General features: G+C 70.6%; 12 protein-coding genes. 8 read left to right on the top strand and 4 right to left on the bottom strand.

The annotated features are described in order from the left end of the window. Positions 1 to 27 precede the first annotated feature (27 nt). From ACZ60T_RS02320 to ACZ60T_RS02310, 3 genes are read left to right on the top strand one after another with little or no spacing between them, the layout of a single operon-like run. Positions 28 to 1,497: a DNA-3-methyladenine glycosylase 2 family protein gene (locus ACZ60T_RS02320; RefSeq protein WP_469664723.1), complete on the top strand. Its 1,470-nt coding sequence runs from the start codon at positions 28 to 30 to the stop codon at positions 1,495 to 1,497. Between the two features lie 43 nt (positions 1,498 to 1,540). Continuing rightward, entirely contained in the window at positions 1,541 to 2,041 is a 501-nt protein-coding gene (locus ACZ60T_RS02315) for a methylated-DNA--[protein]-cysteine S-methyltransferase (RefSeq protein ID WP_469663722.1), read from the top strand. Positions 2,042 to 2,051: 10 nt separating this feature from the next. Beyond that, entirely contained in the window at positions 2,052 to 2,264 is a 213-nt protein-coding gene (locus ACZ60T_RS02310; RefSeq protein WP_365630583.1) for a hypothetical protein, read from the top strand. Between the two features lie 37 nt (positions 2,265 to 2,301). On the opposite strand, the gene ACZ60T_RS02305 is transcribed toward ACZ60T_RS02310, so the two are convergent. Next, positions 2,302 to 3,114 carry a TetR/AcrR family transcriptional regulator gene (locus tag ACZ60T_RS02305; RefSeq protein WP_469663720.1) on the bottom strand — a complete coding sequence of 271 codons (813 nt, stop codon included), beginning with the start codon at positions 3,112 to 3,114 and terminating at the stop codon, positions 2,302 to 2,304. Positions 3,115 to 3,212: 98 nt separating this feature from the next. On the opposite strand from ACZ60T_RS02305, the gene ACZ60T_RS02300 reads away from it, so the two are divergent. Beyond that, positions 3,213 to 3,602: a VOC family protein gene (locus ACZ60T_RS02300; RefSeq protein WP_469663718.1), complete on the top strand. Its 390-nt coding sequence runs from the start codon at positions 3,213 to 3,215 to the stop codon at positions 3,600 to 3,602. 31 nt (positions 3,603 to 3,633) lie between these two features. Here ACZ60T_RS02300 and ACZ60T_RS02295 read toward each other — a convergent pair whose 3' ends face one another. Beyond that, entirely contained in the window at positions 3,634 to 3,774 is a 141-nt protein-coding gene (locus tag ACZ60T_RS02295) for a hypothetical protein (RefSeq protein WP_365630592.1), read from the bottom strand. A gap of 412 nt (positions 3,775 to 4,186) precedes the next feature. Between ACZ60T_RS02295 and ACZ60T_RS02290 the strand changes: the two genes are divergently transcribed. From ACZ60T_RS02290 to ACZ60T_RS02275, 4 genes are all read left to right on the top strand, one after another. After that, a complete protein-coding gene (locus tag ACZ60T_RS02290) occupies positions 4,187 to 4,420 on the top strand; it encodes a hypothetical protein (RefSeq protein WP_469663716.1) in 234 nt (77 codons plus the stop codon). A 554-nt stretch (positions 4,421 to 4,974) separates the two neighbouring features. After that, a complete protein-coding gene (locus tag ACZ60T_RS02285; protein ID WP_469663714.1) occupies positions 4,975 to 6,414 on the top strand; it encodes a hypothetical protein in 1,440 nt (479 codons plus the stop codon). A 68-nt stretch (positions 6,415 to 6,482) separates the two neighbouring features. Then, positions 6,483 to 7,784: an AAA family ATPase gene (locus ACZ60T_RS02280; protein WP_469663712.1), complete on the top strand. Its 1,302-nt coding sequence runs from the start codon at positions 6,483 to 6,485 to the stop codon at positions 7,782 to 7,784. After that, complete coding sequence (locus ACZ60T_RS02275; RefSeq protein WP_469663710.1) at positions 7,781 to 9,115, top strand: vWA domain-containing protein; 1,335 nt, start codon at positions 7,781 to 7,783, stop codon at positions 9,113 to 9,115. The genes ACZ60T_RS02280 and ACZ60T_RS02275 overlap by 4 nt, the downstream gene beginning before the upstream one ends. Positions 9,116 to 9,219: 104 nt before the next feature. On the opposite strand, the gene ACZ60T_RS02270 is transcribed toward ACZ60T_RS02275, so the two are convergent. Continuing rightward, on the bottom strand, positions 9,220 to 11,010 hold the full coding sequence (locus ACZ60T_RS02270; RefSeq protein ID WP_469663709.1) for an endo-1,4-beta-xylanase: 1,791 nt from the start codon (positions 11,008 to 11,010) through the stop codon (positions 9,220 to 9,222). Between the two features lie 123 nt (positions 11,011 to 11,133). After that, the gene (locus ACZ60T_RS02265; protein WP_469663707.1) at positions 11,134 to 13,935 is read right to left on the bottom strand and encodes a glycoside hydrolase family 48 protein; all 2,802 of its coding nucleotides are present in this window, start codon (positions 13,933 to 13,935) and stop codon (positions 11,134 to 11,136) included. Between the last annotated feature and the right edge of the window lie 43 nt (positions 13,936 to 13,978).

Raw genomic sequence — 13,978 nt, 5'->3', positions numbered from 1 at the left:
CCTAGAAGGGTGACCAGCGACGACAGCATGTACGAGGCGGTGTGCAGCCGCGATGCCCGCTTCGACGGCGCGTTCTTCTTCGCCGTCTCCACGACCGGCATCTACTGCCGCCCGAGCTGCCCGGCCACCACGCCCAAGCGGCCCAACGTGAGCTTCTTCCCCACCGCCGCCGCCGCTCAGCACTCCGGCTACCGCGCGTGCCGACGCTGCCGCCCGGACGCGGTGCCCGGCTCCGCCGCCTGGAACGCCCGCGCGGACGCGGTCGGCCGGGCCATGCGGCTGATCGGTGACGGAGTCGTGGACCGCGAGGGCGTGACCGGACTGGCCGCGCGACTCGGCTACAGCGCCCGGCAGGTACAGCGGCAACTGACCGCCGAGGTCGGCGCCGGACCGATCGCCCTGGCGCGGGCGCAGCGAGCGCACACCGCGCGGATCCTCCTTCAGACGACGCGGATGCAAGCGGCCGAGATCGCGTTCGCGGCCGGGTTCGCCAGCGTGCGGCAGTTCAACGCCACCATCCGCGCGATCTACGCCGCCACCCCGAGCGAGCTGCGGGCCGCCAAGCCGGGCCGCTTCCCGCGCCAGGGAGCGGTCGGTGGCGCGGACGGGGCGGCGGGCATCCCCCTCCGGCTCGCCTACCGCGGCCCCTACGCCACCGCCGAGGTCTTCGACTACCTCGCGGCCCGCGCGCTCACCGGCATCGAGGAGATCACCGGCGACACCGGCAGCCGCGTCTACCGGCGCACGCTGCGCCTGCCGCACGCCCCCGGGATCGCCGAGGTCAGCGAGCAGCCGGGCGACGGCTGGCTGCTGTGCCATCTGCACCTGGGCGACCTGCGCGATCTGACCACCGCGACCCAGCGCATCCGTCGCCTCTTCGACCTGGACGCCGACCCCTACGCCGTCGCCGAACGCCTCGGCGCCGACCCGGCCCTCGCGCCCCTGGTCGAGCGCCGCCCCGGACTGCGCGCCCCCGGAGCCGCCGACCCGCACGAGGTCGCGATCCGTGCCGTGCTGGGGCAGCAGGTGTCCCTGGCCGCGGGGCGGAGGCTCGGCGCCGACCTGGTGGCCGCGTACGGGGAGCCGCAGGAGACACCCAGCGGCGGCCTCACACGCGTCTTCCCCACCGCCGAGGCGCTCGCCGGGGCGGCACTGGCGGAGCTGGGCATGCCCGACTCCCGCCGCGCCACCCTGCGCACGCTCGCCGCCGCGCTGGCCGACGGCACGGTGTCCCTGGACGCGGGCGCCGACCGCGACGAGGCCGAGAAGGCCCTGCTGGGCTTGCACGGCATCGGCCCGTGGACGGCCGGCTACATCCGGATGCGGGCCCTGGGCGACCCGGACGTCCTGCTGACCGGGGACGTGGCCGTCCAGGCGGGCATGCGGTACGCGGGCGTCGAGGCACTGGACGCCGAGGGCTGGCGGCCCTGGCGCACCTACGCCATGCATCACTTCTGGAACACCGCCGCCGACCGACGGCACGCCCCCGCGGCATGAGCCGCCGAGGGCATGGAAGAACCTCGTGAAAGGACGCGGACCGATGACGGTCTACACGACGATGGACAGCCCGCTGGGCCAACTGCTGCTGGTGGGCGAGGAGTCGGACACCGCCAAGGGCGGCACCGCGCTCACCTCGCTGTCCCTGCCCGGCCAGAAGCGCGGGGCCGTCGTCCAGGACGGCTGGCGCGAGAAGCCGGAGGCGTTCACCGAGATCGCCGCCCAGTTGCGCGCGTACTTCGACGGCACGTTGACGTGCTTCGACATCGAGTACGTCACGAGCGGTACGGACTTCCAGCGGCGGGTGTGGGCGGCGCTGGAGACCATCCCGTACGGCACCACCCTCACCTACGGCGAGATCGCCCGGGAGATCGGCGCCCCGAGAGCCGCGGTACGGGCGGTGGGCACGGCGATCGGCGCCAACCCGCTGCTGGTCGTACGCCCTTGCCACCGCGTGATCGGCGCCGGTGGCGCGCTGACCGGCTATGCGGCGGGGCTGGAGCGCAAGCGGCATCTGCTGAACCTGGAACGCCCGCGCGGGTAGGCTGCGGGACATGACACGCGATCAGGGCGCTTCCCGGCGGCGGGCACCGGCGGTGGCCTTCCTCGAGGGTCAGGAGATCACCACGATCGGATGCCGCCGCTGCGGCACCGAAGTCGCCGGTGTCAACGGGCGGTACGCGTGCGGCGTGTGCGGGTGGGTGAACCACTGGAGCGAGGGCCACAACGAACTGCCGACCGCCGGGGACGACGCGCCGGACGCGTGAAGCCTCCCCGGCCGACCCCGCCGCTCCACCTCAGCCGTCACTCGACACCGCTGCCGCTCCCGTGAGTTGAAGCGGACGCACCCGCGCTTCGGCTTCGGTCGATGAGCGCGGCGAAGGCGTCGAGAACGCGGTGCAGCCCGAACTCGTAGGCGTGGTCCGGGTGGTAGGCACTGCCGTGTGCGGCGCCTGCCGCCGCGCCGACGCGGACGGCGGTCGGGTAGACCTCCGGATCGAGGACCCGGGTGAGCAGCGGGGCGTTCAACTCCCACCACTGTTCGTCGTTCATGGCGCTGTCGTGCTGCGTGGCGCGGGCGTCGGCCTTGGCGCGGGCGCAGGCCTGCACGAAGGTGAGCAGGTGGCTCAGGCAGTCGTCCATCTCGACATCACTGAGGCCCAAGTCATCGAGTACGGACAGCTCGTGCTCGTACTTCGCCATCTGTCCCGGCCCCAGCGGAGGCCTGGCGGTGGAGATGGACGCGGCCCAAGGATGGCGCTCGAAGAGGCACTTGTTCTCCTCGGCGACGGCCGCGACGCGTTGGCGCCAAGGCTGTCCGGTGGTCTCCGCGCGGGGCATCCGGGCGTAGGCGGCGTCGAGCATGAGGTCGAGGAGTTCGGCCTTGCCGGGGACGTAGGTGTACAGCGTCATCGGCACCACGCCGAGTTCCTGGGCCACCCGGCGCATGGTGACGGCGTCCAGGCCCTCGGTATCGGCGACGGCGGTGGCCGCCTCGACCACCGCGTCGACGCTCAGCCCGCGTCGCGGACCCCGGCGACGGTCGGCGGCGGGGTCACGCCACAACAGATGCAGGGTACGGGCCGGGTCGCCCGCGCTGGTTCGTTCCGTAGCCACGGGGACATCTTCTCGCATCACATCTCTGTACGATGTACGGTGTACGCCGTACAGAGATATGTGGAGCACCCGTTCCGGATGATCGCGGAGGAGTATCCGTGCAGATCAATTCAAGTGCCGTGTCGCTCAACGTCGATGACGTCCCCGCTTCCAGCGCGTTCCTCGTCGAGCACTTCGGGTTCCGTGAGGAGATGGCCGCCGACGGCTTCGCGTCGCTCACGCGCGACGACGCCGGTATGAACGTCGTCTTCCTGCGGCGCGGGCTGGAGACCCTCCCGGCGGACCAGCGTGACGAACACGCCGCCGGGCTGATCCTCGCCTTCGTCGTGGAGGACATCGAGGGCGAACTGGCGCGGCTGCGCGCCGAGGGCGTCGTGATCACCATGCCGCTGACCGAAGAGGAGTGGGGCGAACGCGCCTTCCAGGTCCGCGACCCCAACGGGGTCATCGTCCAGTTGGTCGACTGGAACGCGTCAACCGGCAACTGAGGCAACGGAGTTCGGCCCCGGCGGTTGCGCCTCAGGCGGATCCCGACTGCTCGGGGACGGTGTCTTCCGGTGGCGGCGAGGGGGGCGGAGGGAACAGGAGGTCTTCCAGCGCGTCCATGGCGAACATCAGCAGCATCAGCGCTACTGGGACGAGCAGGGCTATCACGATCACATGCCCTCCCGCAGGGAGTGGTGATCAGGCCTGTGGTATGTGGCGCAAGCAGGGCCGGTTTCAGCATGCGGCCAGGCGGGTGACCCCGCACACCGAAGCATCGGGGCGTGTAGGCCGTTCGGGTGAGCGGTGACTGTCCGGATGCGTGTCCGAAGACTCCGGGCGATCCTGGGCCGACGGGACGGCCGACCTCCAACGCCCCCGATTCGGAGGTCGGCCGTGCCGGTCCGGCGGCCCGCTGACGGTCGTGGTGATCAGGAGCAGCGCCCCTCACAGCCCGCGTCGACGGCCATCAGGGTGGGTTCCCGGCCCCGCGCGATCGGGCCCGCGCCCCGGGTGGAATACGGCTCGGGGCAGCCATCCCGACCGCACGACGAGCCGTATGACGCGGCACAGCAAGGAGTGAGGGTTCATGGCAGTGTGCGAGGTCTGCAACAACGACTACGACATGGCGTTCGAGGTGCGAGCGGCCGGTGCCGTCCACATCTTCGACAGTCTCGAGTGCGCGGCCCAGCGCATGGCCCCGTCCTGTGACAACTGCCAGTGCCGCATCCTCGGCCACGGCTTGCAGGCCGACGGCCAGTTCTTCTGCTGTGCGAACTGCGCACGTCAGCGTGGATACGCGCAGCTCGTCGACCACGCCTGAGCGCGTCGGCCCCTCCGCTCGTCGCGGGAACCGGTGCGTCCGCCTCACCCGCCCGATGAACCGGGCGGGTGAGCGCGAGGGGGACGGGCGAGACGCATCGCCTCAGATGCGTGTTCTATTCTTGTATCCGGGCGAGAGCTGCTTATCGCCTAGAACGGGACATTGTGATGAAGACTGCCGTACCTCCGTCCATGGAGGCCGATCCTTCGGTTCTGACCTGCCGCGGTGACGAGGTGGGGCTGTGCGCGAAGTGCCAGCGGAAGACTCATCGCTACGGTCATGGCGGCAACCCCCTGTGCTCGCACTGCCTCGCGCAGGTCTCGGCGAAGTGGGGGCAGAGCGTGCGGCGGACGCCCCGCGTGTGAGCACGAGGTGCCCGTTGCTCCGGGTCTTCGGAAGTGCTCCAGGCCTCGGAAGTACTTCGGGTCTTCGGAAGCGCTCCGGGCTTTCGGGGATCGGGGCTGACAGATCATCTCCCACGTGCCTATGATGCCGGGGATGATGAACACCTCTTCGTACGGAATGGGGGAACTGTTCGTGCAAGGTGAGTGCTGATGGCACCTCACACCACGAACATGGTTCCGTCCCGCTTGTTGATGTGGCAGCGCGTGCGTGAGTACGCCGTGCCACCGTCCATGATCGAGACTGCCACCGCACGGCGTGCGGTCGGTGACTGGGCGGGGGCCTGCGCCGCCGCCCGGATCAACGTCGATCTCGATCTGCGCGCCGTGCGCGACCGCCACGGCACCGATCTCGTCACTCGCCTCCGCTCGGATCTACGCCGACTGGCGCCGGATCTGCTGCGCTGGCACATGCCCCGGATCGCCCCCGACGGGCGGCTCCAGCCCGGCCTCACCATCTCCCTGGCCCGTTACGGGAGTTCCGGCGCCACACCGCTCCACCTGGTGGTGCGGACACCGCCGACCAGGGCGGACGCCGGACAGTGGATGTCCCTGGCCCTGTGGGAGGGGCAGGGGAGCGAAGCCGCCGGGCGCCACCCGCATCCGTATCTCCACCCGCACCCCCACCCCGACCGACGCTTCCGGCTCGATCTGCACCGGCACCTCTGGGACGCCGGGCGCGGTCGCGAACTGGCCATGCGATGCGGGGCAGTTGGGGAACCGCTCGGCAATTCACCCTGGGCTACGGAGCGTTGGGCCGCCGAGGCCGAGGTGCTGTTGCGGGCCGAGGGGCGCCCGCGCGGAGCCTTCACGGTGAGGACCGGTGCGCGGAGTCATGCCGTGCTCGAACTCGTCGCCCCCGACGACAGCCACGCGCCGACCTGCCGGCCGCTGCGGGAGGCGCTGTCACCGCGGGAGACCGCGGTACTTCCGCTGCTGCCCGAGGCGGCGGCCCGGGTCCTTCCGGACCTGGAGCTGCTGCGGGCCGGGCTGGTCGCGGTCGAGCGGTTGCATCCACTCGTCGCCACGGCGCTGGCCGCGGCGCCCGGCTCGGAGCCGATGGCCGGACCCGCCGCCGAGCCCGCCGACCCGCACCGGGTGGAATGCCGCGGCGAGGTCCACCGGATCGCACTGCGGGACGGGACACTGACCGCGATCGACCATGATCCGGCCCAACTGCGCCGGGAGGACCTGCTCGTGGCGCTCGGCGGGCCACCGCTGCCCTGCCTGCGGGCGATCGACGCGGCGCACCGCAGCCCCGAGGCCCTGCCCGCGGTCCGGGAGCGGCTGCTCCACGGTGATGTCACCGGGGCGCTGGCCGTGCTCGAGGGCCTGCTCGGCCCCGCAGCGGTACTGCGCGACGGGCCGCTCCGCGAGGAACTGCGGGCCGCCGCCGCTCGCCGTGTCGACCACGGGCTCTTCCGCTCGGGACTGGTCGACACACACCCCGCCGCAGGCGTGGCGGAGAGCGTCTCGGGCACCGGCGGCGGGGAAACGGCTCACCGCCCGCGGCTCGACCGTCGTATGCCGGTGGACATGCGCCGGAAGCGGAGCAGCCAGGGGCGGCCCCGCACAGCTCACTTCGCGCTGTAAGACACCACGACCTTCAGGACGGCACGTCCCGTCCCCTTCCGTTCTCCTCTCCCACTTCAGGTGATCCCATGACCTCCAGCACGCTCCTGCCCGCCCCGACCGCCCTGCCCGACGTACCGGACGCACTCGACGTATCCGGCACCGGCGCCCAACTCACCGTCGCCGACGACCTCTTGACCCTCCTGCGGACGACCACCACCGAGCCGCGCCCCGACGAGCAGCTCGAAGCGCTCACCATCGCCGTCGCGGCTGACCTGCCCGTGCTGCTCTGGGGCGAGCCGGGTATCGGCAAGACCGCGGCCCTGACGCAGCTCGCCGCCTCCCTGGACCTGCCGTTGACGACGGTGATCGCGAGCGTGCACGAGCCGTCCGACTTCTCCGGGCTGCCCATCGTGGGCGACGACCCGGCGGTACAGGGGGTGCCGATGGCGCCGCCGCAGTGGGCCGTGGAACTCGTACGGGCCGGGCGGGGGTTGCTCTTCCTGGACGAACTCTCCACCGCCACCCCGGCCGTTCAGGCTGCCCTGCTCCGCGTCGTCCTGGAACGCAAGGTCGGCGCGCTCCAACTCCCGCCGGGCGTACGGATCGTGGCCGCCGCCAACCCGCGTGCCTCGGCGGCGGACGGATGGGAACTGAGCCCGCCGCTGGCCAACCGGTTCGTGCATCTGCACTGGGTGCACGACCGGGAGGTGGTGGTACGCGGGCTGGGCGGGGTCTGGCCCCGGGCCGAGCTGCCCCAACTGGTGCCGGAACGGCTGCCGGAGGCGGTGGCCTTCGCGCGGCGTGCGGTCTGCGGCTTCCTGGAAGCCCGGCCGACGCTGATCCACCGGCTGCCGAACACCGAGACGCGTCGCGGCGGTGCCTGGCCCTCGCCCCGGAGTTGGGAGGCCGCGTTGACCCTGCTGGCCTTCGCCACGGCGGCCGCCGCCTCCCGTGAGGTGCTGGCGCTGCTGGTGCGGGGCGCGGTGGGGGACGGGCCGGGCCTTGAACTCCTCGCCCATCTTGACCGGATGGACCTGCCGGACCCGGAGTCGCTGCTGGCCGATCCGCCCTCCGCCGAGCTGCCCGTGCGGGGCGATCTGCGCCAGGCGGCGCTGGAAGCGGTGGTGGCCGCGGTCGGGGCGCGGCCGGAGCGAGCGCGGTGGGAGGCGGGCTGGGCGGTCCTGGTCCGCGCGCTGGAGACCGGTGCCCCGGACCTGCTGGTCGCCCCGGCGACGACGCTGGCCGCGTTGCGGCGCGACGAGTGGGAGGTGCCGGAAGCGGTGGAGTGGCTGACCGAGGTGATCGGCATCGTACGGCGGGCGGACCGCTCGGTGAGCCGGGCCAAGTCGTCGGACGACGCCGGGCGTACGACGGGAGCGCGCCGATGACGAGGGCCGCGCAAGGTCCGGGCCCGCGCCCGCTGCCCCGGCCCGCTCCACCGCGCTCCGTACGCCCCGCGCGGACCACGGTGCCGGACCCGCAACCAGACGGTCCCCAACTCGCCCTGGACACGGAGAAGTTGCTGGCAGCGCGACTGCACGCCGTGAAGGTGCGCCCCTACCTGGCCGCCGCGCTCTTCGCACTCCACGTGGTGGAGGACCGGTCCGTGCCGACGATGGCGGTGGACGCGCACTGGCGCTGCTATGTGTCTCCGGGCTTCGTGGCGCGTACGCCCGTGGAGGAACTGGCGGGCGTCTGGGTGCACGAGGTGTCCCACCTGCTGCGGGACCACCACGGGCGGGGCGAACGCTATGCGCGAGAGCAGGGGGAGTACGGGCCGGGGGAGCGGCTGCGACGGAACATCGCCGCCGACTTCGAGATCAACGACGACATCTACGGTGACGGTCTGCCCCGGCCCACCGGGGCGGTGCTGCCGTCGTTGCTGGGGCTGAGCGACGGGCTGCTGATGGAGGAGTATCTCCGGACGGCGTCGATGTCCGGACTCGCCGCGGATCTCGCGTGGCTGGACTGCGGCAGCGGTGCCGACGGGCAGCAACGGCCTTGGGAACGGGGGCCGGACGGCGCGCAAGGGCTGAGCAAGCATCAGCAGGACGCGGTCCGCTTCCGCGTCGCGGAGGGGATCAAAGGGCGGCCGGGCGACGCGCCCGAGGGATGGCGTCGCTGGGCGGACGAGGCGTTCCAACCACCGCAGCCCTGGCGGCAGTTGCTGGGCGCGGCGATCCGCTCGGCGGCGGGCGCGCCGGGAGTGGGCGAGAACCACAGCTACCGGCGCCCGTCCCGGCGCTCGGCCAGTGTGCCCAGGGTGGTACTGCCGAGCCTGCGTCGTACGCCGCCCCGGGTGTGTGTCGTGATCGACACCTCCGGGTCGGTGAGCGACGCCGAGTTGGGCAGCGCGCTGCTGGAGGTGGCGGCGATCTCCCGGGCGGTGGGCGGGCGCCGCGACCTGGTGTCGGTGATCTCCTGCGACGCGGCGGCAGGCGTCGCCGTCCCGCTCTGCCGCGCCGAGAGCATGGAACTGATCGGCGGCGGAGGCACCAACCTACGCTCCGGCTTCGCTCAGGCCCTCCGCTCCCGCCCCGGCCCGGACGTGATCGTAGCCCTGACAGACGGCCAGACCCCATGGCCCTCCACCCCACCCCCCTGCCGCACGATAGTCGGCCTCTTCCCTCGCCCGCCCCGCACAGTGGACGAGGACGACCCCGACTACGTCCCGGACGCCCCGCCTTCCTGGGCGCGGGTGGTCACCATTGCGTCCTGACGGCCGGGGCCGGCCACCGTCACTGCCGCAGCAGGAGCGATGGCCGGCCCGGACAGGGTGGCTTCAGGTCGTGTGGGTGGCTTGGGGAGTCGGCACCGTCGGGGTCACGGTTCGATGCCGCCCGCGAGGGTGCCGTTGACGTATACGGTCACCTTCGTGGTGTCGGCGTAGGAGGTGTTGGTGGCGTAGCTGTAGTCGTCGGTCTCGCTGAAGTTGGACCAGTCCGTCTTGTTGATACGGATCTGGAGGTCGCCCGTGGCCGCGTTCGCGGCGAGGCTTCCGGCGCCCGAGGTGAATCCCAGCTCCAGGTAGTGGTCCGCGCCTGACTTCGGCGAGGAGAGGGCGACGACCTTCTGGGTGATGTTGCCGCAGCCGATCGCCGCGTAGTCGCAGGAGGCGGTGAAGGTGGAGGCGCCGCTGTCACCGGTGAAGTAGTAGCGCACGGTCACCTTCGACAGGTCCAGCGACGATGTGCCGGTGTTGACCACCCGTAGGCCGGGCTTGATCTGGTTGTCACCGGCTGCGGTGTCGTTGTTCTTGTACTGGGCCTTGGCGGCTCCGGTTCCGGGGTTGCCGCCGCCACCGTCGGAGGGCTGTGTGGTGGCCGTGACCGCGCTGGAGGCCGCCGAGGTGTTACCGGCCGCGTCCTTGGCCTTCACGGTGTACGAGTAGGTGCTCGACGCGGCAAGTCCCGTGTCCGTGTACGAGGTTGAGGTGGCACTGCCCACCTTCGTGCTGCCCCGGTACACGTCGTACCCGGTGACCCCCACGTTGTCCGTCGCCGCCGACCATTGCAGCGACACGCTCGTGGCCGTCGTCGCCGTCACCGTCAGGCCCGACGGTGCGGACGGAGGCGTCGTGTCACCGCCACCGCCACCACCGGAGCCCCCGAGGGCGTTGCTGACGGCGGTGTACGCGGGCTTGATCTGGAGGTTGTCGTCGTAGAGGTCGGCCGCGCCCTCACCCGGGAAGGTGTTCGGAACCCATGAGTACTTGTCGGTGAAGTCCCACACGGTCATACCGACACACCGGGAGACGGCGAGACAGGCATTGGTGACCTGGCGGTAGTAGTCCGCCTGAGTCGCCAACTTCGTGCTGTCCGCAGGCAGTTGCATCCGCACGTCCAGCTCGGTGAAGGCGACGTCGAGCCCGAGGGCGGCGAAGCGTTGCAGGTTCTGCTGGATGTTCGACGGGACGGAGTACTGGATCGCCAGGTGTCCCTGGAAGCCGATGCCGTCCAGCGGCACACCCTGCTTCTTCAGATCGCTCGCCAACTGGTACATGGCGTCGGCCTTCGCGCCCGTACCGTCGATGTTGTAGTCGTTGATGTACAGCTTGGCGCTCGGGTCGGCGGCGCGCGCGGCCTTCAGCGCGGTCGCGATGTAGTCCTTCCCCATCGCGTTGTAGAACGCGTCGGTCCGGTAGCTGCCGTCGTCGTTGAAGGGCTCGTTGACCACGTCCCAGGCGTAGACCTTGCCCTTGTAGTGGCCCGCCTCCTTGGCGATGTGGTTCTCCATGGCCGCCTGCACCTGGCTGCTCGGCAGGTTGCTCACCCAGCTCGGCAACTGGCTGTGCCAGACCAGGGTGTGACCGCGCACCTTCTGGTTGTGGGACTGGGCGAACGAGACGATCGCGTCACCGTTGGTGTAGTTGAACTGGCCCTGTTGCGGCTCGATGGCATCCCACTTCATCGAGTTGGCGGGCGTGATCGAGTTGAACTCGCTCCCGAGGACGGCCGTGTAGGGCGAGTCGTTGAGTTCCGAGTTGTCGGTCGCGGAACCGAAGTAGCGGCCCTGGGCGTCCGCCAACTGGCCCAGAGTTCCGCTCGCCGCGAGGGCGGACGGCGCGGTGCCGACGGCGAGCAGCCCGAAGGCGGAGGTCGCGAGGGTGGCCAACGTGACCGTGAGCCGCCCGAGCCGAGCGGATCGGCCTGAGCGTGGTGGGGGGTGGGGAAGGAATGTCACCGCTGTCTCCTAGGTCTCCTGGTCGTTGCGGATACGGGTCTCTCGTCCCGTGGATCAGGGCTCGGTGCCCCAGGCGAGCGTGCCGTTCACATACGCGGTCACCTTGGTGGCGTCGGTGTACGAGGTGGTGGTGGCGTAGCTGTAGTCGTCGCTCTCGCTGAAGTTGGACCAGTCCGTCTTGTTGATCCGGTTCTGGATGTCACCCGTCGACGCGTTCGCGGCGAGGCTTCCGGCGCCCGAGGTGAACCCGATCTCCAGGTAGTGGTCCGCGCCCGACTTCGGCGAGGAGAGCGCCACGACCTTCTGCGTGACGTTGGACGAGCCGACCGCCGCGTAGTCCACCGAGGTGTTGTAGGTCGACGCGCCACCGTCACCCGTGAAGTAGTAACGCAGGGTGACAGTCGACAGCGTCAGTGGTGTGCTCCCGGTGTTGATCACCTGGAGGCCCGGCTTGATCTGGTTGTCGCCGGGCGCGGTGTCGTTGTTCTTGTACTGCACCTTGACCGCGCCGGGGGTGCCACCGGACCCGGCCTCGGTGGTCGCGGTCACCGCGCCGGAGGCCGCCGAGACGTTCCCCGCCGCGTCCTTCGCCCTGACCGTGTAGGCGTACGACGTCGACGGCTTGAGCCCGGAGTCGGTGAAGGTGGTGGTGGCCGCGCTGCCGGTGAGGGTGCCTGCCCGGTAGATGTCGTAACCCGCCACGCCCACGTCGTCCGTCGAGGCCGTCCACGTCAGGGACACGGTGGTGTCGGTGGTGGCCGACACCGTGAGGTTCGTCGGTACGGTCGGTGGTGTGGTGTCGTCGGAGCCACCGCCCCCGTCGCCGACGATGAGTTCGCCGTAGACGGCGTAGGCCATGGCGACGTCGGCCTGTGCCCAGAAGCGGTGGTAGGTGAAGGTGGGCGCCGACCCGCCGTTCAGATACGCCTGGACCTTCGGCCAGTCCGGGTCCTGCTTGTACCACGAGCGGATGGAGATGAAGGTGGAGCTGGAGTTGATGGTGTCACCGCCCGGCATCTTGCCCGACCAGCCCGACGGCACATACACCGGGTCGCCGAACCGGCTGTAGTCCGCGCGGGACTCCGGGGCCGCGATGCCCTTGGCGTCGGCGAAGTGCGTCATCGCGTCCAGCAGACTCTTGGCGAGGTCCGCGGAGGCGGAGTCGCCGGACTTCGCCGCGTAGTACGTCAGCGTCTTGGCGTACGCCGCGGCCACACCGACGTCGGTGCCGTAGTCCACGACCGACACATGCAGGCCCGCGTTGCCGGGTGCCGGGCCGTCGGGGTCCCAAGTGTCCGGCTGGCCCGTCCACTTGAGGTTGGCCGGGAGCTGGAAGCCGGTGGCGGTGACCGTGGTCACCGAGGCGGCCCACGGCACCCACTTGTCCAGGATCGCCTTCGCGGTGGTGTTCCCGGTGACGTAGTAGTACTCCGCGACGCGCTCCAACGACCAGCACTGGAAGCCGAACCAGTTGTTGCTCGGCGGATCGTGGAAGACCGGCTGCCAGTCGTAGGCCATGCCGTAGAAGGTCGGAGTACCGGCCGGCGGAGCCCCGTACTGCCCGTCCCAACTGTTCGTCGCACCACCCGCGATGGCGCCCTCGGTGGACTGTAGCCACTGGTAGAACTCCAACTGCCGCTGCAGGCTTGCCGACCAGTCGCTCTGCGCGGTCGGTGACTTCGGCGTCAGACTGGGCACGTTGGACATCGCCCAGGCGGCGAGCGGGTTCTGGTAGCCCTGGTGCGCGGCGCTGTCGCCGATCCGCCAGGCCCAGCCGCCGCCCGGCTCCGCACCGCCCCAGGCGTAGTACCACGACAGCAGATAGTGCTCGGAGGTGCGCCCCGAACCGGCCGCACAGGACTTGGGATCCGTGCAGTTGCCGACCTTCTTGAAGTACTTGTCGAACAACGCGTACCGCAGGTAGTCGCCCATCTTGGCGGCCTTCGCCACCGAGGCGGAGATCGCCGACTGGTTGCCCTGGGCCGTCGCCCACCGGTAGGCCCAGTACGCCGCCTGCACCGCGCGGGCGTCGGCGTCGGGCGCGTTGGTGTACTTCCACTGCTTGGCGTAGCTGCTGTCTTTGACGAACAGGTCGAGATAGCCGTTCGAACCGCCGTACTTGAACAGGTCGGTGGTCGGCTGAGGGACCGTCTCCCACACCGACTCCTGCGCGCCGCGCTGATAGCTGTTGATGTACGAAGGCCCGGCCGCCGAGGGCCCGTTCTGCTCTCCGGTGCCGGGTGTGTTCCCGTAGCCGTAGGTGTTGTCCACGTCCAGCAGCCAGTGCATCCCGTAGATGTCGGGCGTGCCGTAGGCCGAGTTCAGCTCGCTCGCGAGCGGGTCCTGTCCGCTGGTCACCGAACTGTCCAGCGCGGAGGGGTACTTGGTGACCTCCGGCCACTCCGGGATGTACGTCGCCGGGCTGCTCGCGTTGTAGGAGCCGTTGCTCGGCTGGTCGTTGTGGGTGGGGATGATGTACTTCTCGGCCGTGGCCCACGCGCTGTTGAACGGCGCCCAGTCGGCGGTCACCCTGCCATAGGTGGCCTCCAGCCAGAACCAGTAGCTGAACGCCTCCGACGTGGTCTGATGCCCATGGTCGGGAGCCTCGACGATCAGTGTCTCCACACAGTGGAACGGGATGCCGTCGGAGCTGAAGTAGCCGTTCGCCGGATCCTTGATCTTGTTGTACTGCGTCAGGAACGCCGCGGTGTACGGGTCGTCGGCGGCGGGCCTGGCGGACTTGGGCGCCTTGGTCGAGGTGGCCGCACTGGCGAGCGTGGGCGAGACGGCCGCGCCGAGAAGGGCACCGCCGACCGCGGTGGCGAACCGTCTGCGGGAGAGGTCGGAGGCAGACATGGCTTCTCCTCAAAGGATGCGGAAGGATCCTCCGGACAGGGCG

The sequence above is a fragment of the Streptomyces sp. NPDC104371 genome, assembly GCF_055583785.1.
Note: the sequence above shows the minus strand (reverse complement) of the source record. Positions and strands in the feature narration are given on the sequence as shown.